This is a genomic window from Streptomyces sp. NPDC031225 (assembly GCF_055570355.1).
Map to the genome: position 1 here is coordinate 124,859 of NZ_JBVIHJ010000005.1, position 16,722 is coordinate 141,580.

Genomic DNA, 16,722 nt, shown 5'->3' on the forward strand with positions numbered 1-16,722 from the left:
GCCACCGCCGCACGAGAGAAGAGTGAGGGACGTCGGACAACAACCGTCCGCGACCCCCGGAAGGGACCACCACCATGGCCGTGCACGAGCACCCTCACCGGAGCCCGGGCTTCCACCTGCCGTCCGTCCGCGGGCGCCGGACTGCTTCCGCGTCCGAGTCCGCCGTGTCGGCCCGCATCGGCACGGACACCGCGCAGGCCTACGCGTTCGCGTCCCTGCGCCTGCTCGCCGGGTTCGTCTTCCTCTGGGCCTTCCTCGACAAGACCTTCGGCCTCGGCTACGCCACCGGGTCCGGCAGGGGCTGGATCGACGGCGGCTCGCCCACCAGGGGCTTCCTCGGCTCAGTGGCCGCCGGGCCGATGGAGTCCACCTTCCACTCCTGGGCCGGAGACACCTGGGCCGACTGGCTGTTCATGCTCGGTCTGCTCGGCATCGGCGTCGCGCTGATCGCCGGCGTGGCACTGCGGTTCGCGGCTGTCGCGGGCACCGTGATGATGGCGCTGATGTGGGCCGCCGAGTGGCCGCCCGCCCGGCATCTCTCCGACGGTTCGCCGAGCATGTCGCCGAACCCGTTCGCTGACTACCACCTCGTCTACGCCGTCGTCCTGATCGTCCTGGCCGCCGCCTCGGCCGGAGACACCCTCGGTCTCGGAAGGCGCTGGTCCAAGCTCCCGCGGGTTCGTCGCAGCCGCTGGCTCCGCTGACCGCGGGAGGCGCGGCGGGCCCCACTCCGGTGCGGGTCCGCCGCGCCGACGAGGACCGGTGTGGGCCGGTCGGCCCCGGACAGGGACATGCGGCCCCTCCCGGAGGCCGCATCCGGGGACGACGCTCGAATCGGGACCCCGATCGAGGAGGTGGGAAGCATGACCCGCACCGTCACCGCCGGCCTCGACCACCGCTTCGTCCTAGGTCATGGCCCCGTGGCGCAAGAGTTTCCGGGCGTCGAGGTCAGCGATGAGTCCTCCTACGGCACTCCCGGCCATCACCCCGCCGACGCCTCCGGCAAGGCCTCGCTGGTCGTCGTCGGCCGGCGTGTCCGCCGCAGCCCGTTCGGCGCCCACATCGGCTCCGTCACCCATGCCGTCCTGCACCACTCCACCGCGCCCGTCGCCGTGGTCCCCCATCCCTGAGGAGCAGCAATCATGAAGGCAGCGGTCGTACGAGCGTTCGGTGAGCCCCTGGTCATCGAGGAGCGCCCCGATCCCGAGCCCGGCCCCGGCCAGGTCCGTGTTCGTGTCGAGGCCTCCGGGCTGTGCCACACCGACATCCACGCCGCCCGCGGCCACTGGCCGGTCAAGCCGACTCCGCCGTTCGTGCCCGGCCACGAGGGCGTGGGCCTGGTCGAGAAGCTCGGCGACGGCGTCACTCACCTGTCCGTGGGACAGCGGGTCGCCGTGCCCTGGCTGGGCAAGGCCTGCGGGCGGTGCGAGCACTGCCTGTCCGGCTGGGAGACGCTGTGCGAGCAGCAGGTCAACACCGGCTACGGCTGCGACGGCGGCTACGCCGAGAAGATGCTGGCCTGGGCCGACTTCGCCCAGCCGGTGCCGCACGGCATCACGGCCGTCGACGCCGCCCCGCTGACCTGCGCCGGCGTGACCACCTACAAGGCGCTCAAGGTCGCCGGCGTGCGGCCCACACAGCTCGTCGCGGTCTCCGGGATCGGCGGACTCGGCCATCTGGCCGTGCAGTACGCGAAGATCGCGGGAGCCCGGGTCGCGGCGATCGACGTCACCGACGAGAAACTCGAACTCGCCGCCGAACTGGGCGCGGACCTCGTCATCGACGCCCGCAAGGAGGACGTGGGCGAGGTGCTCAAGCGGTACGGCGGGGCACACGCGGCGATCGCCCTGGCGGTGAACGAGGACGCCTTCGCCGCCGTCGACTCCGGGCTGCGGCGCGGCGGCAAGCTCGTCATGGTCGCCCTGCCCGCGCACGGCACGTTCCAGGTCCCGATCTTCGACACCGTCCTCAACGGGACCAGCGTCATCGGCTCCATCGTCGGCACCCGTCAGGACCTCGCCGAGGTGTTCCAGCTGCACGCGGCCGGCCGGACCCGGGTCATCTCCGAGACCCGCCCGCTCGACACGGTCAACGAGTCCATCGAGGACGTGCTGCGCGGCCAGGTCAAGGCACGGATCGTCTTCGACCTGGGAGCGGGACGATGAGCGCGACGTCGATGGATCTGCCGGTCGTCGTCGGCGTCGACGGCTCCGAGCCGAGTCTGCGGGCCGTCGACTGGGCGGCCGACGAGGCCGTGGGGCGCGGGGTGTCGCTGCGGATCGTGAACGCCTGCCTGTGGGAGCGGTACGAGGGTGCCGCGCTGGCCCACGACCTGGGTGCGCCCGCCGCCCGGGTGCTGCCGCAGGACGTCGTCCGGGTCGCCGCTCGGCGCGCGGGCGCCCGGCAACCCGACCTGAAGGTGACCTCAGAGGTGATCTTCGAGGAGCCCGAGTACGCGCTGGTCAAGGAGAGCCGCAACGCCTCCGCGCTGGTGACGGGTACCCGCGGCCGCGGTGGCATGGCCGAGGCGGTGCTGGGTTCCGTGAGCCTGACGGTGGCCGGGCATGCGCACTGCCCCGTGATCGTCGTCAGGGGCACCCACGACAACCAGGCCCGGTCCGGGCGGCACGGCCGCGTCGTCGTGGGCGTCGGGGAGAGGGCGGCCGTGGCCTTCGCCGTCGAGGAGGCCGCGCGGCGCGGCGTGCCGGTGGAGGCGATACGGGCGTGGCGGTGCCCGGCGCACGAGAGCACCGACCATCCACTGATGGCCGGGGAGCCCGCCCGGCTGCACGAGGAGCAGGCGGTGGAAACCCTGGACGCGATCCTCCGGGACGTGTCCGCCGACGCCGGGCTGGTCGGGCGTACGGCCGAGGGTCCCGCCGGGGAGGTGCTGGTGGCCGCCTCGCACCACGCCGACCTCCTGGTCGTGGGTGCCAGGCGTCGCCCGCGGCACTTCGGGCTCCAGCTGGGGAGGGTGGCCCACCGGGTGCTGCACCACTCGGACTGCCCGGTCGCGATCGTCCCCGAAGAAGGGTGAGCGGGGTGACCGGCTGCTCAGAGGCTCGCCGCGTGGTCGGGGACGTAGGTCTGCAGATCGCGCGGCGGCCGCTCGTAGCCGGTCGACTTCGGCCGCTTCGGCAGTTCGAGGACCGGCGGCGGCACCTCCCGGTAGGGCACCGAGGACAGCAGGTGGGCGATCGTGTTCAGCCGTGCCCGGCGCTTGTCGTCGCTCTCCACGACGAACCACGGCGCCTCCGCGATGTCGGTGTGCACCAGCATCTCGTCCTTGGCCCGGGAGTACGCCTCCCAGTGGGTGATCGACTCCAGGTCCATCGGCGACAGCTTCCACCGGCGCAGCGGATCCTCCAGACGCTTGCGGAAGCGCTCCTGCTGCTCGGTGTCGCTCACAGAGAACCAGTACTTGCGCAGCACGATCCCGGCCTCGACGAGCATCCGCTCGAAGATCGGGCACTGCCGCAGGAACAGCTGGTACTCCTCCTTCGTGCAGAAGCCCATCACGTGCTCGACGCCGGCCCGGTTGTACCAGGACCGGTCGAACAGCACGATCTCGCCGGCCGCCGGCAGATGCTCGACGTAGCGCTGGAAGTACCACTGGGTGCGCTCACGCTCGGTCGGCTTGGGCAGCGCCGCGATGCGGGCGGCACGGGGGTTGAGGTGTTCGGCGACCCGCTTGATGGTGCCGCCCTTGCCGGCCGCGTCCCGCCCCTCGAAGACCACGACCACCCGGGCGCCCTCCGCCCGCACCCACTCCTGGAGCTTCACCAACTCGGTCTGCAGGCGCAGCAGTTCCTTCTCGTACGTCGCGCGCGGCAGCTTCGCCGCACTCTTCCCGGCCATGCCGCCTCCACCGTCCGATGACCTACCCAGGGGGCCATCCCATGTCCGAGGTCGAACACCTGGACGCCACCGTACTTTCCGACGACGAACTGCGCACCCTGGACAGCCACTGGCGGGCCGCCAACTTCCTGACCGCGGGCCAGATCTACCTGATGGCGGACCCGCTGCTGACCGAGCCCCTGCAACCGGAGCACATCAAGCCCAGGCTGCTCGGCCACTGGGGCACCTCGCCGGGTCTCAACCTCGTGTACACCCACCTCAACCGCGTGATCAAGGCGCGCGGCCCGGACGCGCTGTGCGTGTGGGGCCCCGGTCACGGCGGGCCCGCCGTGCTCGCCAACTCCTGGCTGGAGGGCAGCTACAGCGAGACCTACCCGGACGTGCCGCGTGACGGGGCGGGGATGGAGCGGCTTTTCCGGCAGTTCTCCTTCCCCGGCGGGGTGCCCAGCCATGTGGCCCCGGAGACGCCCGGGTCGATCCACGAGGGCGGGACATGTGGCGGACGAACAGCGGAGGGGTGAGTAGACGCCGAGAAGGTACGGCCCCGATGCCCGGCTCCCGGGCGCCGGGGCCGTCACCGTGACCGGTTCACAGGGGCACGACGGTGACAGGGCACAGGGATTCGCGCAGGAGTGCCCGCGAGACCGTTCCCGGCTCGGCGCGGGAGCTTCGGCCCACAACGACGAGCGCGGCGTTCGCGGACGACCGGACCAGGGCCTGCGCCGGGGTGAACAGCCGTACATCTTCCAGCACATGCACCTCGGGATACTTCTCCCGCCACGGCCGCAGAACGTCCGACAGCAGCTGCACCTCGTGGTCCTCCCAGACGCCGCGGTCCTCCTCCGGTATGCCGAAGGGCAGTTCCGCGGCACAGGAGGGGAACCTCCAGGCATGGACGGCACGCAGCCGTACGCCCCACAGCCGGGCGGTGTCGAAGGCGAAGCGGACGGCGCCCTCGGCAGGTTCACGGGCGTCCACTCCGAGCACGATCTCGGTGACGGGCTTCTGGAACATCGCGGGCCTCCTGCTGGAAGGGATGATCAACCGGTCCTGTGCCCCCACGTCGGCTCCACCAGATCCCACTCCCGGCCCCATCCGTCGATGCGCCGCCGGTCGAGCCGCCACCGCGCGACAGCTCCGGCGGCGCAGACGGCACCGGTGAGAGCGAGCCCGGCGCCGGCGCCGAGGACTCCGGCCTCGGCGGTGCCGGGAGGTGCGGTGGTCGGTGTGCTGTGGCTGTCCAGCCAGACCTCGAGGCCGTCTCCTGCCTTCAGACCCGTGTCGACCAAGGTGGGTCCGCTGCGAGGCGAGCCGTCGGAAGCCGTCCAGCGGACCTGTGCCATGGCCTTGCCACTCGACGACCGGACGTCCGACGTGACACTCGTCGGGTCGCTCACGAGCACGGCGTGCACCGAATGGCGCTCGACGCGCTGTCGGGCGAGCACGTCATCGGCGGCGTGCGCCGTCACCAGACCGGCGACGGTGCCTCCCACCGCGACGACCGCCCATACGGCCGCCACGATCCAGGCCTCGACGACGTCGTCGTGTCGTCGCAGCAGATTGCTCCGCCGGCGCCGGAACCGCTTCCTCGTCGACAGGGTGCGAGGCATGTCCCCCTCACCTCCTCCTGCGGTCGTGACACCTCTGAAGGTGTCAGTACCCGGCGGACCGGGCGACGGGCCGGACAGGGACTTCGCAGGGCCGCTCGGCACCGGCTTGCCGGGCGGGGACGGGCCGTTCAGCCCGCCGCGGCCGCGGCGGACGTGCGGTCCGGGACGTCGCGCAGGTCGGAATGCACCTCGAAGACCCCGCCCAGACCGGCGGCACGGACTACCCGCAGGAGCCGGCTGCTGTCGGTGACCAGGCGGAGCCGGCCGTGCCGTGCACGGACACGGTTCCGCGTCCGGCACAGGGTGGCCAGTCCCGCGCAGTCGACGAAGGACACGCGACGCAGGTCTAGCACGAGGTCGGGGTGCGGATCGCAGGTCAGGGCATCGAGGCGTGCCGACAGCGGGACGGCCGTCGCGAGATCGATCTCGCCGTGCAGCGTCACGACGGTCGTCCCGCCGACGCCATGCACTGTGTACGACAACGCGGACCCCATGTGGTTCTCGGACATGGTGCGATCCAAGCCGCCCCGGCCGACGGCGAGGAAGGGCCGAACGGTCCCCGTCGACGGGGAAAAGAGACCTGCCCGGCCCAGGCGGACCAGGCGCGCGGGCCAGGTTGGAACACCGGGTCAGTGGCGGCCCCGCACCGTGGAAGGCCGTGCTCGGCGGGGAGCCGAACGAGGCCGTCCCCGACATGAGGACTGACGGCGGGAGAGGACGAACCATGGCCGAACGGGAACAGACCGAACGGCCGCCGGGCGACCTGGGCCGCCGCCCCACTCACCGCTGCCGGCGCTTTCCGATCCTCTCGGCGGCCCGGGTGCGTTCACATCTCGCCCGGGCGGCCGTCCACGATGAGCCGGACGCCTGTGACCAGGTCGGGGTGGACACGGATCACCTGGTCCATCGTCTGTTCCACCCAGGGACTCGACATCGTCGAAAGGCGGGCGAGTTCACCGGGTTCGGTCACGAGTTGCGCGTACCCCGTCACCACCACGCTCCAGCCCAGGTGCGTGTCATGGTCGATGACATCGGCCTCGTAGGCGACCACCACGCCAGGGCCACCGGTCTCCCGGGCGCAGGAGGTGAGGGTGGCGGCCTCGTGGGTGCGGATGACGATGTCGCCGCCGTCCAGGACATGGTTGACCGGGCGTACGGTCGGCAGGGCGTGCCGGGTGAAGACGATCCTCCCCAGGGACACACTGCCCAGCAGGCGCAGCGCCTCGGTGGCGTCGAGCTCGACACGGCGGCGCGGTTCTACGGTGAGGTGGCGGTCGGTCATGGTGAGGCCCGGCGGGACCGGCAGGTCCAGCCGGGTCATCCCTGCCGGGTTCGCGCCCTCGCCACCCGGCAGATCCGCCATGTCCCGGCGGCCCTCGCGGAAGTCGTACACGTGACGGACCATGACGGGTGCTCCTCGGGTCGACGGGCTCGGACCGACTCCAGCGTCGAACAGGTGGACCCGTGTCGAACAGGTGCTGCCCGTCCCTGCGGCAGGGCCGAACGGCCCCGGCGCCCCGGCCACCGGACGGGATACCACAAGGACCCGACTCCGTACCGGCGCCGGCTGCGGGCCGGTAGCGTGAACCACGGCTGGAGCGGCCGGCGTCAGCCCGCCCGAGGTACCCGAGGAGACGCAGGTGGGAAGCCCCCAGGAGCCCCATGAGGCCCGCGTACGGCTGCCGCAGCTGAAACTCGATGAGCTGCTGGAGGAGCTCCAGGCGCGCCTGGACGCGGCCCGTGGCACCCGGGACCGGGTGCACAGCCTGCTGGAGGCGTTGCTCTCGGTCGGCCGGGAGCTGGATCTGGAGCAGGCGCTGCGCAGCATCGTCGAGGCCGCGGCGGTGCTGGTCGACTCCGAGTACGCGGCCCTCGGTGTGATCGGGCCGGACGGCCGGCGCCTGTCGGCCTTCCACACGGTCGGCGTCACCGAGGAGCAGATCGCGAGGATCGGCCCCTTCCCGGAGGGACACGGCATCCTGGGCGAACTGATCCGCCATCCCGAACCGCTGCGCCTGGCGAAGATCTCCGAGCACCCTGCCTCGTACGGCTTCCCGCCGAACCACCCGCCGATGAACACCTTCCTCGGCGTCCCCATCCGGGTGCGCGACCAGGTCTTCGGCAACCTGTACCTGACCGAGAAACGCGGCGGGGCGCAGTTCGACGAGGAGGACATCTCGGTCACGTCGACCCTGGCCGTGGCCGCCGGCGTCGCCATCGACAACGCCCGCCTGTACGAAAAGTCCCGGCTGCGGGAACGCTGGCTCCAGGCGAACGCGGAGATCACTCATGCCCTGATGTCCGGCGACGGGCGTACCGACGTGCTCGGTCCGATCGCCGAGCGGGCCGGTGAGATCACCGGATCGGCGCTCGCCGCGGTCGCGCTGCCCATGGAGGACACCGGCTCGCTCACCGTGGAGATCGCTGTGGGGCTGGACGCCGAGGCGCACCGCGGGCTGGTGCTGCCCCGGGAGACGACCTTGATGGGGCTGGCCTTCTCCACCGTCGCCCCGGCCGTCAGTGCCGATGTGCTCCGCGACGACCGGATCTCCCTCGACCCTCCCCGCTTCCAGGGCCTGGGCCCCGCCGTGGCGGTACCCATCGGCACGGGCGATGGTGTCCGGGGCGTGCTCCTGCTGGCACGGGAAGCAGGGCACCCGTCGTTCTCGGCGACGGAGACCGAGACCCTCCAGGCCTTCGCCGCGCAGGCCGCCGTCGCGATGGAACTCGCGGAACGACGCCAGGACGCCCAGCAGATCGCGGTGCTCGAGGACCGTGACCGCATCGCACGTGATCTGCACGATCTGGCGATCCAACGGCTGTTCGCCACGGGCATGACCCTCCAGAGCGCGGGCCGTTTCATCGATCACCCCGAGGCCTCCGAGCGTGTGGTGCGCGCGGTGGACGACCTCGACGAGACCATCAAGATCATCAGGTCCACGATCTTCGGCCTGCGCTCCCACGAGGGTGCGGGAGGGGCCGGTCTTCGGGCGCGTGTGGTGCGCCTCGTGGGCGAGGCGGCACCTGTGCTGGGCTTCGCGCCGAGCGTGCGGATGGAGGGGCTGGTCGACACCGTCGTACCGAGTGAGATCGCCGAGAACGTGGTGGCCGTACTCTCCGAGGCCCTCACCAACATCGCCCGGCACGCCCGCGCCGAGCGCGCCGACATCGTTCTCAAGACGGACTCCCACCAGGTCCGCCTCACCGTCACGGACAACGGCGTCGGCATCCCGCCCGACGGCCGCCGCAGCGGGCTGCGCAACATGGCGGAACGGGCCGAACAGCTCGGTGGTGAGCTGGAGTTGGGTAAGTCACCGGAGGGCGGCACCGCGTTGGTGTGGCGGGTGCCGTTGCCGGCGGAGTAGCCGGCCGCGTCCGTCCACCGGATCCCGCCCGACACAGGCCGAACGTTCCCTCGCCGGCCGGTGAGACGGCCGAACCGGCGGACGCGGCGCGGTAGTAGCTGACGCGGGTGAGCGTGCCCAGGCTCGGTTCGGCGAGCAGCAGTCCGGTGGGGCGGCCGGCGTCGTCGGTGACGGCGTGGCCGATGTCGACGCCCTCGGCGCGCAGGGTGCGCAGCACCAGTGCGCCGAGTTCGTCCGCGCCGACCCGGCCGGCCCAGCGGACCCGGTGTCCGAGCCGGGCGAGGCCGATGGCGACGTTGGGCTCGGCTCCTGCCACGGACAGGCCGAGGCTGCCGCCGAGCCGCAGCGCGCCGTGGGCTCGCAGTGCCGCCGTCGTCTCGCCGAAGGTCACCACTTCGGGTGCCGCCCGGCCGGTCGGTGTCGTCACGGGGTCTCCCCGCGGCCACCTTGCGGAACGCGCCCGCGCGGACGCGCAGTTGCTCCAGGTCGCCGCCGTCGGCCGCGTCCCCGACCAGCATTGAGCCGACGCCGACGGCGAGGGCCCCCGGTCCAGGTAGTCGCGGGCGGCCTGTGCGTCCACTCCGCCGACGGGCACGAAGGGCACCTCGGGGAAGGGGTCGCGCAGGGCCCGCAGACAGCCGGGGCCGCCGAAGGAGCCGGGGAAGAGCTTGACGGCGTCGGCGCCCCGGGCGAGGGCCCTGTGCCGCGACACACGGCGGGGTGACGCAAGGACAGCGCGAACGCGGCCGCCGACTCAGAACATGGTGTTGTCGTTGGCGCTCTTCTCGGGCACCTCCTGGATCACGTCCCAGTGCTCGACGATCTTCCCGTCGGAAAGGCGCCAGAAGTCGGCGACGGCCATGCCCCGGTCACCGGGCGCAGGTCCGGGAACGGCCCGCGCAGCCAGTGGACATAGCCGACGAACACCTGCGGGCTGTCCTGCGTTTCTCCGGGTTGTGCTGGGTGTAACTCTCCCCGAGATACGCGGCGGCGGCCTCCTCCGGCTGGTAGTCGTTGAACGCCTGCTCGTAAGACGCGATGACGAGTGCCTTGTTGTCGGCAGCGGACACGCGCTTCTCCCTTTGCGGACGTTCCACGGACGGCCTGCGGCTACCGGGTGGTGTGGTCAGGGGTTCATGGCGTCGCGGACCAGGGCGGTGTCGACGAACTGCTCGAAGCGCACGATGAGTCCGCCGCGTACGACGAAGTGGTGCGCGACCCGCACATCGATCGCCTTGCCGGTGGCCTTGTTGGTGGCGGTGTAGCGCGCCAGCACCACGACGTTCTCCCCCTCCACGACATACCTGTCGTCATGCGCCGCCCAGCCCTCCCACTCCTTGCCCAACTGCTCCATCACATTCGAGGTGACACCCTCAGGGGTGCGGTAGGTCCCGGCCAGCGGGAACCCCGCCATCTCCGTCCACTCCACATCCGGCGCCAGCGTGGCCCGCAACGCCTCCAGATCCCCGGCCGCCGAGGCAAGGTACTGACGGCGCACGACATCAGCCGGCGCCGACGACACAGCGAACTCACTCACGGTCAGCCCCACTTCATCTCCCCCTTGGCGACCTTCGCACCGATCTGCGCGGCGATCAGCATGCCGTTACCGGGATAACGCTTGACCAGCGCCTCGGTCAGCGCCGCACCGTCGGCCGCCGCCGCCAGCTCCTCCTCGAACGCCACCAGATACTCACGGGTCGCCGAGATCGCGGACACATCCGCGGGCGTGTTCGGCAGGCGGTGACCGGGCACCACCAGCTCCGGGTCCAGGGCGGCCATCTCGTCCAGCAGAGTGATCCAGGCGGCGCGGTCACCGGGGGTGGGGGTGTCGGCGACCCAGACGTGCTCCTGCTGAAAGAGCAGCACCCCGCCCAGCAGGGCGCGGGACTCCGCCTGCCACAGGTAGTGCCGGTCGGGCAGACCGGCCGGGCCGCCCCTCAGCTCGAAGAGGTGGCCCTCCAGGGTGAGGTCGCCGGTGAGCGGGGTGAGGGCGACCAGACGGGTGGGCAGGTTCGCACCCAGCGCCGCCCACGCCTTCAGCTTGCCCTCGTAGGAGTCCTGGATGTGCTCGATGACCAGCGGGGTCGCCACGAACACCGCGTCGGGAAACGCGTCCGCGATCACCTCGGCACCGAAGTAGAAGTCGGGGTCGGCATGGCTGACGAAGACCGTGCTCAACGTCTTGCCGGAGTCCAGGATCTCGGCCGCCAGCCGGTGACCGTCCGCGCGGGTGAACGCGGCATCCACCAGCAACGCCTCACTCTCACCGGTGACCAGCGTCGCGGTCTTGTTCCTGGATCCAGCCGGAAAGTCCAGATCCAGGACCTTGAAGGACAGGGTGCTCATCGTCGGTTCTCCTTGCGGGGGGGGGTGGGAAATGAGGGTTCAGGAAAGGCTCGCGAGACGCCGGTCCACTTCGTCGGCGGTGGCATGCCCGCGGGCCAGGACGCTGACCTGCCGGCCCTCGACGGCCAGCAGGGTGGGAAAGCCGGTGACCCCGAGTTCGGCCGCGCGGTGGAAGTCGTCCGCCGCCGCATAGGGCGCCTCGGGAGACTCGAACGCAGCGACCACGGCGTCGGCGTCCAGCCCGGCCGCCTCGGCGACCTTCCGGTAGGTCGCCGCCTCGGACAGGCTCGAACCTTCGACGTAGAACGCCTGCTGGAGGGCGACGGCAAGCTCAGCCGCCCGCTCGGGGGCCACCTGACGCAGGGCGGCGACACCGCGCGCGGCGGCCTCGGAGTCCATCACGAACGAGCCGTCGGCGATCAACCGCTCGTATCCCTCACCGAACACGGCACCGGTCAGCTTGGCGATCTCCGCGTTCGCGCCCTGCACATAACCGAACTCACGGACCGGTACTCGGCGCGGGCCGGTGAACAGACCGCCGGAGACCACCTCGACCGGCAGTTCGGGATGGCGTGAGGCAACCTCGCGCAAGGTCGCGGAGAATCCGTGCGACCAGCCGCAGTAGGCATCGAAGACATAGACGAGCTTCATCAGGGACCTCGGCAGGGTGGGGGCTCGCACCTTCCGCGAGCGATTCACCTGACAAAACAGTACCTGACTGCTCAGATATTTCCGTGCATTTGTGACCTGGACCACACCGTGGCGGGTGACGCCATGACCTCAGCGGTGGCGCCGCAGCCGCAGGTCAGGGCAGCCGGGGCAGTACATCCCGTGCCGCATGGCTGAGGATGCGCAGATCCTCAGCGAATCGCGCCCGGTCCCCGGCCGGGAGAGGCTGCACGAAGTGCCGCTGGATGTTCTCCAGGTGGACCCGTGACGCTCGTACGGCCGTCTCCTCGCCCAGCGGGGTGAGGCGCACCAGTCGCCCGCGCCGGTCTCCGGGGTCCTCCGCGCGTTCGACCAGACCCGCCGCCTCCATACGGTCCACCAGCCGGGTGGCGCCTCCCGTGGTCAGCACCTGCTCCTGGGCGACGGCCCGCATCGACAGCCCCGGATCCCCCGCCCGGCCGAGGATCAGCAGGACCTCGAAGACCAGATGGCTGATACCGCACTCCTCCTCGAGCGCCCGGCCGAGGATGTACTCCAGCCGGTTGGCCGCCCCCTGCAGGCGCCCGAACGCCAGAATGAGTTCATGCTCGGCGGCCTCCTTCGCCGTCCCGATCTCCGCTTCCTCGCCCACGGCCACACCGCCCCCTCCACTCGTCCCGGTACCACCGTACCGATCATGCAGGGCGCGAGCAGGGCGGCTGTGGACGACCGTCCAGCGCCACTCCTCCACGATCTCCCGGAGCCCCACCCATGAGTACCGCACGCCCTCTTCGCATTCCTCCTCACCCGCGAACCCTTCTCCGCCGCAGCCCTCGTCCCGTCGGGAGGCGTCGCCGTCATCCGCGAGCCGCACTGATCCGAGCGCTACATGGAGAGGGGCTCGCGTTCCTGAACCGTGCCGGGGCCCAGCAGTCGGCGGATGCGTTCGTACTCGGCGGCCATCTCCGGTGTGGCGAGGAAGTCGTCGAGATCGGCGGAGACCTCGTGGTCGACGTCCTCGATGGAACGGATGGCGAGTTCGTAGAGCTCACCGCGTCGGTTCTGCTTCAGGTAGCTGTGCCAGTGCGCCAACGCCTGGACGGCGGTGAGGATTCCGGTGTCCAGATCGTCGTCGACCAGGATGCCGGCGTCGATCGTCGCGAGCTTGTCGTGCAGCTCGGGGGCGCTGATCGTCAGGACGTTCGCGCCGGCGGTGACCAGTGCCGCCCGGGCTTCGTCGCTGAGTTCGTGCTCGGCGGCGTCACGGAACAGCTCCGGCCGCACAAGGCGGGTGACCGTCTCCTCCCCGAACGCCCGGACGCCTTCCTCGGTGGCTCCGACGATCAACCGAAGTATGTCCGCCTCGAGTTCGCTGTATTTCACGCCCGCAGCCTAGTGAGCGACGCTGTGTGCGGCCGGGTTGTGGCCGCAGTTCGGCAGGTGGGCGGTCGGCCCGGAAGCCTCAACCCGGCCTCGCCTCGGCCTCGTTGCTCACCGGAGTATCGGTCACGCCGGGCCGGGAGGCGGCCGCCCCAGAGGATCCCTGCTCACTGCATATGTGGGCGCGTCCACGACGTCTGGGGGCGCTGGGCGATCGTGCAGGAGACCGTGTGACAGGCGTGTGATGCGGCTCACCCGGAAACGGTGACAGGGTGTTGTCGCGGACGGCTGCCATCGTCGACGGCGTGACGATCACCGATGAGGACTGCCTCGCTGAGACCCTGGCGTTCAACAAGGAATTCGAGGCCTCCGCTGCGAGTCGCCCGGCGCGCGAAGTGCCGCTGGACGCAGCCGCGTTGGCCGCTCTTCGACGCAACCGGCTCGGTGGCGACACGCCACCGGTGCGACTGCCGCAGGGCCAAGACCGCGTCGTCGCCGACGGGGTGAGGGTCCGGGCGTTCGTGCCCGACCGCGTCGACGGCGTGTATCTGCACATCCACGGAGGCGGCTGGGTTTTCGGCTCCGCGGGCGGGCAGGACGAACGACTGTGGCGGCTCGCCGAGCAGACCCGGCTGGCCGTGGTCAGCGTGGAGTACCGCCTCGCGCCGGAACACCCGTTCCCAGCCGGGCCCGACGACTGCGAAGGGGCCGCCGGATGGCTGGTGGACCACGCCGCAGCCGAGTTCGGTACCGAACGGCTGCTGATCGGCGGTGAATCGGCCGGTGCGCACCTGAGCGTCCTGACACTGCTGCGCCTTCGCGACCGGCACGGCATCACCGGCGCGTTCAAAGCAGCCCACCTGCTGTTCGGCCCCTACGACCTGTCGATGACACCAAGTCAGCGATCGTTCGGCTCCAAGCGGCTGCTGAGCAACACCGACACCCTGCGGCGGACCTACGAGCTGTTCACACCTGGCATGGGGGCGGAAAAGCGCCGCGATCCCGAGGTCTCGCCCCTGTTCGCCGACCTCGCCGGACTGCCGGCCGCGCGGATCGTCGTCGGCACCGAGGATCCGCTGCTGGACGACTCGCTGTTCCTGGCGCAGCGGTGGCAGGCGGCGGGCGCGCCTGTGCGGCTCGATGTCGTCGCCGGCGCCATGCACGGCTTCACCCTGTTCCCGCTGACCGTCACCGAGCGGGAACTGCGGCGCGAGCGGGACTTCCTGTCCGCCGCGGGACGGTAGCGTCTCCGGCATGAACCGCACCGCACGGCTCTACGCGTTGGTGGAAGAGCTGCGGGCCGCAGCACCGCGGCCGCTGACGGTCGCGGCGCTGGCCGCACGATTCGAGGTGAGCACGCGTACGGTGCAGCGCGACCTCCAGGCTCTGATGGAGTCCGGTGTCCCGATGCGCACCGCGCCCGGGCGAGGCGGAGGCTGGTCGGTCGACCCGGAGATGACCCTGCCCCCGATCCACTTCACCGCCGAGGAAGCGTCGGCGCTGGCCGTCGCCCTTGCCGCGGCCGGCTGCTCCGCCCCGTACGCCGGTGCGGCCCGCACGGCAGCCCAGAAGATCGCGGCCTCGATGACCGGTCCGGTCTCGGCGGCGGCGCAGGAACTCGCCGCGCGGATCGTCACGCTGCCCTCGCCGACCGACTCCACGGTCCGCGCCGCGGTGGAACAGGCCCTCACCACCAACACGGTGCTGCGGCTCTCCTACATCGACGCGGCAGGACGCGAAAGCGACCGTGTGGTGGAACCGGCCGGACTGCTCACCGCTGACGGCCGGTGGTACCTCATCGGCTGGTGCCGCACGCGCCGGGCGGGCCGGGGCTTCCGGCTGGACCGCATGACGGCGGCGACTGCGACCGCAGAGCCTGCACAGCCCCACGATCTGACCCGACTCCTGCGCGACTCGGCCGGATCCGGCGCGGTGCGGCCCACCACGCTGGCTCCCCTCACACCCCCGGTTCGAGCAACCGCAGGCACAACCGAAGGCACACGCCGGTGAACCATTGCGGTCACGGCGCCACCCCTTCGTCTTCACGGCGGATCCGCGAGGAACCGCGATCCCGGCGGAGCACGGCACCGCAGGTCGTACCGAAAAACTCAGCCCCCGTCGTCAGTCGAGTGCCGCCGCCATCCGCCGTACGGCCTCGGTGATCAGCTCGGGTGAGGTCGCCAGGTTCAGACGGACGAAGCCCGCGCCGCCCGTGCCGAACGGTTCGCCGGAGGTCAGGGCGACCCGGCCGCGCTCCAGGAAGACGGCAGCCGGATCAGCGGGCAGGTCCAGCGGGCGACAGTCCAGCCATGCGAGGTAGGTGGCGCCGGCCGGTGCGTAGCGCACGGCGGGCAGGCACTCGGCGAGGAGTCCGGCCAGCAGCCGTCGGTTGTCGTCGAGGCCGGTGAGCAGGGCGTCGAGCCAGGAGCCGCCGTCCCGCAGGGCGGCGGTGTGGGCGATGACACCGAGGTGGCTGGGGCCGTGGCCGACCTCTTCTGGCAGACGCGCGAGGTCGTCGGCCGCGTCGGGGCCGGCGACGGCCACGGCGGCCTTGAGTCCGGCCAGGTTCCACGCCTTGGAGGCCGACATCAGCGAGAGCCCGTTGCCCGCGCCGGGGACGCTGAGATAGGGGACGAAGGTCTCGCCGACCGCCGTGATCGGGGCGTGGATCTCGTCGGCCACGACCCGCACGCCGTGGGTCCGCGCCAGGGCCGCCACGGCCGTCAGCTCGTCGGCGGTGTGGACGGTGCCGGTCGGGTTGTGCGGGCTGCACAGCAGAAGGACGGGCCGTCCCGCGCGCTTCCGGAGGCGCCCGAAGGTCTCCTCCAGTACGCCGAAGTCGATCCGGCCGTCCGCGCCGAGCCGAGCCTCCACGACCTGTCGGCCCATGCCCCTGACGAACTGGTAGAACGGCGGGTACACAGGCGAGTTGACGACCACGGGATCACTCGGTCCGGAGACCAGCTTGAGCATCTCGACGATGCCCAGCATCACGTCGGGGACGATCGCCGTACGCTCCACCGCGAGCCCGTCCCAGCCCCACCGCTTGCCGGCGAAGCCGGCCAGCGCCTCGGCGTACGCCGTGCCGACCGGATAGCCCGTGTCTCCCAGCGTCACCGCGTCCCGGATCGCCTGCGCGACGGGTTCGGCCAGGGGGACGTCCATCTCGGCGACCCACAGCGGCAGGACGTCCGCCGGGTAGGTCCGCCACTTCATGCTCGTACGCCGTCGGAGCTGTTCCAAGGAGAGCCGGCGCAGTGGATTCACGGGGGCGGGGGTGGTCGGAGCAGGGATGTCATCAGGCATGCCGTCCATGGGTCAACGGTAGGTGATGGCGTCCGCGACCCCCTGGGACCCGGTGGTCTCCGGGCAGGGGCATCGGTTCGCGCTTCCGCCGAGGGCGGCTTCCGGCCTCCATGGGCTGCGCGGTCTGTGTGAAGTGTGCCTGCGGACGGCTCGCGTTCCGCCGTGGCCTGGGGCACGGTGGAGTGACGCCTGACACAGCTGTCACGGCG

General features: G+C 71.3%; 19 protein-coding genes and 4 pseudogenes. 8 read left to right on the forward strand and 15 right to left on the reverse strand.

Annotated elements, in window-relative coordinates:
• The first annotated feature begins 74 nt into the window (after positions 1 to 74).
• From ACZ48Z_RS10150 to ACZ48Z_RS10165, 4 genes and pseudogenes are all read left to right on the forward strand, one after another.
• Positions 75 to 704 carry a hypothetical protein gene (locus ACZ48Z_RS10150; protein WP_468735358.1) on the forward strand — a complete coding sequence of 210 codons (630 nt, stop codon included), beginning with the start codon at positions 75 to 77 and terminating at the stop codon, positions 702 to 704.
• A gap of 205 nt (positions 705 to 909) precedes the next feature.
• A pseudogene (locus tag ACZ48Z_RS10155) lies at positions 910 to 1,130 on the forward strand (universal stress protein); the annotation flags it as partial.
• 12 nt (positions 1,131 to 1,142) lie between these two features.
• Positions 1,143 to 2,165: a zinc-dependent alcohol dehydrogenase gene (locus tag ACZ48Z_RS10160; protein WP_468735359.1), complete on the forward strand. Its 1,023-nt coding sequence runs from the start codon at positions 1,143 to 1,145 to the stop codon at positions 2,163 to 2,165.
• Positions 2,162 to 3,037: a universal stress protein gene (locus ACZ48Z_RS10165; RefSeq protein WP_468735360.1), complete on the forward strand. Its 876-nt coding sequence runs from the start codon at positions 2,162 to 2,164 to the stop codon at positions 3,035 to 3,037. Before ACZ48Z_RS10160 ends, ACZ48Z_RS10165 begins: the two co-directional genes overlap by 4 nt.
• A 17-nt stretch (positions 3,038 to 3,054) precedes the next feature.
• Here ACZ48Z_RS10165 and ppk2 read toward each other — a convergent pair whose 3' ends face one another.
• Positions 3,055 to 3,858: a polyphosphate kinase 2 gene (ppk2, locus tag ACZ48Z_RS10170; RefSeq protein WP_468735361.1), complete on the reverse strand. Its 804-nt coding sequence runs from the start codon at positions 3,856 to 3,858 to the stop codon at positions 3,055 to 3,057.
• A 41-nt stretch (positions 3,859 to 3,899) separates the two neighbouring features.
• Here ppk2 and ACZ48Z_RS10175 point away from each other — a divergent pair.
• A pseudogene (locus ACZ48Z_RS10175) lies at positions 3,900 to 4,358 on the forward strand (phosphoketolase family protein); the annotation flags it as partial.
• Between the two features lie 88 nt (positions 4,359 to 4,446).
• On the opposite strand, the gene ACZ48Z_RS10180 reads toward ACZ48Z_RS10175, so the two are convergent.
• The 4 genes from ACZ48Z_RS10180 to ACZ48Z_RS10195 all read right to left on the reverse strand — a co-directional run bounded on the left by ACZ48Z_RS10180 (position 4,447) and on the right by ACZ48Z_RS10195 (position 6,750).
• Positions 4,447 to 4,872, reverse strand: a complete 426-nt coding sequence (locus tag ACZ48Z_RS10180) for a universal stress protein (protein WP_468735362.1) — start codon at positions 4,870 to 4,872, stop codon at positions 4,447 to 4,449.
• 26 nt (positions 4,873 to 4,898) lie between these two features.
• Positions 4,899 to 5,468: an Rv1733c family protein gene (locus ACZ48Z_RS10185; RefSeq protein ID WP_468735363.1), complete on the reverse strand. Its 570-nt coding sequence runs from the start codon at positions 5,466 to 5,468 to the stop codon at positions 4,899 to 4,901.
• A 128-nt stretch (positions 5,469 to 5,596) separates the two neighbouring features.
• Complete coding sequence (locus tag ACZ48Z_RS10190) at positions 5,597 to 5,977, reverse strand: STAS domain-containing protein (protein ID WP_468735364.1); 381 nt, start codon at positions 5,975 to 5,977, stop codon at positions 5,597 to 5,599.
• A 317-nt stretch (positions 5,978 to 6,294) separates the two neighbouring features.
• Complete coding sequence (locus ACZ48Z_RS10195; RefSeq protein WP_468735638.1) at positions 6,295 to 6,750, reverse strand: pyridoxamine 5'-phosphate oxidase family protein; 456 nt, start codon at positions 6,748 to 6,750, stop codon at positions 6,295 to 6,297.
• Positions 6,751 to 7,108: 358 nt separating this feature from the next.
• Between ACZ48Z_RS10195 and ACZ48Z_RS10200 the strand changes: the two genes are divergently transcribed.
• A complete protein-coding gene (locus ACZ48Z_RS10200) occupies positions 7,109 to 8,833 on the forward strand; it encodes a GAF domain-containing sensor histidine kinase (protein WP_468735365.1) in 1,725 nt (574 codons plus the stop codon).
• Positions 8,834 to 8,888: 55 nt separating this feature from the next.
• Here ACZ48Z_RS10200 and ACZ48Z_RS10205 read toward each other — a convergent pair.
• From ACZ48Z_RS10205 to ACZ48Z_RS10245, 9 genes and pseudogenes are all read right to left on the reverse strand, one after another.
• A pseudogene (locus ACZ48Z_RS10205) lies at positions 8,889 to 9,260 on the reverse strand (PfkB family carbohydrate kinase); the annotation flags it as partial.
• A 7-nt stretch (positions 9,261 to 9,267) separates the two neighbouring features.
• Positions 9,268 to 9,530 (reverse strand): annotated as a pseudogene (locus tag ACZ48Z_RS10210) (bifunctional 4-hydroxy-2-oxoglutarate aldolase/2-dehydro-3-deoxy-phosphogluconate aldolase); the annotation flags it as partial.
• A 57-nt stretch (positions 9,531 to 9,587) separates the two neighbouring features.
• Positions 9,588 to 9,695, reverse strand: a complete 108-nt coding sequence (locus ACZ48Z_RS10215) for a nuclear transport factor 2 family protein (RefSeq protein ID WP_468735366.1) — start codon at positions 9,693 to 9,695, stop codon at positions 9,588 to 9,590.
• A gap of 7 nt (positions 9,696 to 9,702) precedes the next feature.
• Positions 9,703 to 9,903 (reverse strand): hypothetical protein, encoded by a 201-nt coding sequence (locus ACZ48Z_RS10220; protein WP_468735367.1) that lies wholly within the window; start codon positions 9,901 to 9,903, stop codon positions 9,703 to 9,705.
• Positions 9,904 to 9,959: 56 nt separating this feature from the next.
• Complete coding sequence (locus tag ACZ48Z_RS10225; protein WP_468735368.1) at positions 9,960 to 10,382, reverse strand: nuclear transport factor 2 family protein; 423 nt, start codon at positions 10,380 to 10,382, stop codon at positions 9,960 to 9,962.
• Positions 10,373 to 11,179 (reverse strand): MBL fold metallo-hydrolase, encoded by an 807-nt coding sequence (locus ACZ48Z_RS10230; protein ID WP_468735369.1) that lies wholly within the window; start codon positions 11,177 to 11,179, stop codon positions 10,373 to 10,375. Before ACZ48Z_RS10230 ends, ACZ48Z_RS10225 begins: the two co-directional genes overlap by 10 nt.
• Before the next feature lie 39 nt (positions 11,180 to 11,218).
• Positions 11,219 to 11,830, reverse strand: coding sequence for a DsbA family protein (locus tag ACZ48Z_RS10235; protein WP_468735370.1), 612 nt, complete (start codon positions 11,828 to 11,830; stop codon positions 11,219 to 11,221).
• 154 nt (positions 11,831 to 11,984) lie between these two features.
• Positions 11,985 to 12,479, reverse strand: coding sequence for a MarR family winged helix-turn-helix transcriptional regulator (locus ACZ48Z_RS10240; RefSeq protein WP_468735639.1), 495 nt, complete (start codon positions 12,477 to 12,479; stop codon positions 11,985 to 11,987).
• Positions 12,480 to 12,712: 233 nt separating this feature from the next.
• Positions 12,713 to 13,210 carry a hypothetical protein gene (locus tag ACZ48Z_RS10245; protein WP_468735371.1) on the reverse strand — a complete coding sequence of 166 codons (498 nt, stop codon included), beginning with the start codon at positions 13,208 to 13,210 and terminating at the stop codon, positions 12,713 to 12,715.
• A 302-nt stretch (positions 13,211 to 13,512) separates the two neighbouring features.
• Here ACZ48Z_RS10245 and ACZ48Z_RS10250 point away from each other — a divergent pair, with 302 nt between their 5' ends.
• Positions 13,513 to 14,451 carry an alpha/beta hydrolase gene (locus ACZ48Z_RS10250; protein ID WP_468735372.1) on the forward strand — a complete coding sequence of 313 codons (939 nt, stop codon included), beginning with the start codon at positions 13,513 to 13,515 and terminating at the stop codon, positions 14,449 to 14,451.
• A gap of 10 nt (positions 14,452 to 14,461) precedes the next feature.
• Positions 14,462 to 15,217, forward strand: a complete 756-nt coding sequence (locus tag ACZ48Z_RS10255) for a helix-turn-helix transcriptional regulator (protein WP_468735373.1) — start codon at positions 14,462 to 14,464, stop codon at positions 15,215 to 15,217.
• A 111-nt stretch (positions 15,218 to 15,328) separates the two neighbouring features.
• On the opposite strand, the gene ACZ48Z_RS10260 is transcribed toward ACZ48Z_RS10255, so the two are convergent.
• Positions 15,329 to 16,513, reverse strand: a complete 1,185-nt coding sequence (locus tag ACZ48Z_RS10260) for a MalY/PatB family protein (RefSeq protein WP_468735640.1) — start codon at positions 16,511 to 16,513, stop codon at positions 15,329 to 15,331.
• Between the last annotated feature and the right edge of the window lie 209 nt (positions 16,514 to 16,722).

Bases quoted from the DNA above. Each gene is read 5' to 3' on its own strand.
- ACZ48Z_RS10190 (WP_468735364.1), bottom strand. From the start codon at position 5,977: ATGTCCGAGAACCACATGGGGTCCGCGTTGTCGTACACAGTGCATGGC.
- ACZ48Z_RS10195 (WP_468735638.1), bottom strand. From the start codon at position 6,750: ATGACCGACCGCCACCTCACCGTAGAACCGCGCCGCCGTGTCGAGCTC.
- ACZ48Z_RS10230 (WP_468735369.1), bottom strand. From the start codon at position 11,179: ATGAGCACCCTGTCCTTCAAGGTCCTGGATCTGGACTTTCCGGCTGGA.
- ACZ48Z_RS10150 (WP_468735358.1), top strand. From the start codon at position 75: ATGGCCGTGCACGAGCACCCTCACCGGAGCCCGGGCTTCCACCTGCCG.
- ACZ48Z_RS10185 (WP_468735363.1), bottom strand. From the start codon at position 5,468: ATGCCTCGCACCCTGTCGACGAGGAAGCGGTTCCGGCGCCGGCGGAGC.
- ACZ48Z_RS10235 (WP_468735370.1), bottom strand. From the start codon at position 11,830: ATGAAGCTCGTCTATGTCTTCGATGCCTACTGCGGCTGGTCGCACGGA.
- ACZ48Z_RS10180 (WP_468735362.1), bottom strand. From the start codon at position 4,872: ATGTTCCAGAAGCCCGTCACCGAGATCGTGCTCGGAGTGGACGCCCGT.
- ACZ48Z_RS10215 (WP_468735366.1), bottom strand. From the start codon at position 9,695: ATGGCCGTCGCCGACTTCTGGCGCCTTTCCGACGGGAAGATCGTCGAG.
- ppk2 (WP_468735361.1), bottom strand. From the start codon at position 3,858: ATGGCCGGGAAGAGTGCGGCGAAGCTGCCGCGCGCGACGTACGAGAAG.
- ACZ48Z_RS10160 (WP_468735359.1), top strand. From the start codon at position 1,143: ATGAAGGCAGCGGTCGTACGAGCGTTCGGTGAGCCCCTGGTCATCGAG.
- ACZ48Z_RS10255 (WP_468735373.1), top strand. From the start codon at position 14,462: ATGAACCGCACCGCACGGCTCTACGCGTTGGTGGAAGAGCTGCGGGCC.
- ACZ48Z_RS10165 (WP_468735360.1), top strand. From the start codon at position 2,162: ATGAGCGCGACGTCGATGGATCTGCCGGTCGTCGTCGGCGTCGACGGC.
- ACZ48Z_RS10260 (WP_468735640.1), bottom strand. From the start codon at position 16,513: ATGCCTGATGACATCCCTGCTCCGACCACCCCCGCCCCCGTGAATCCA.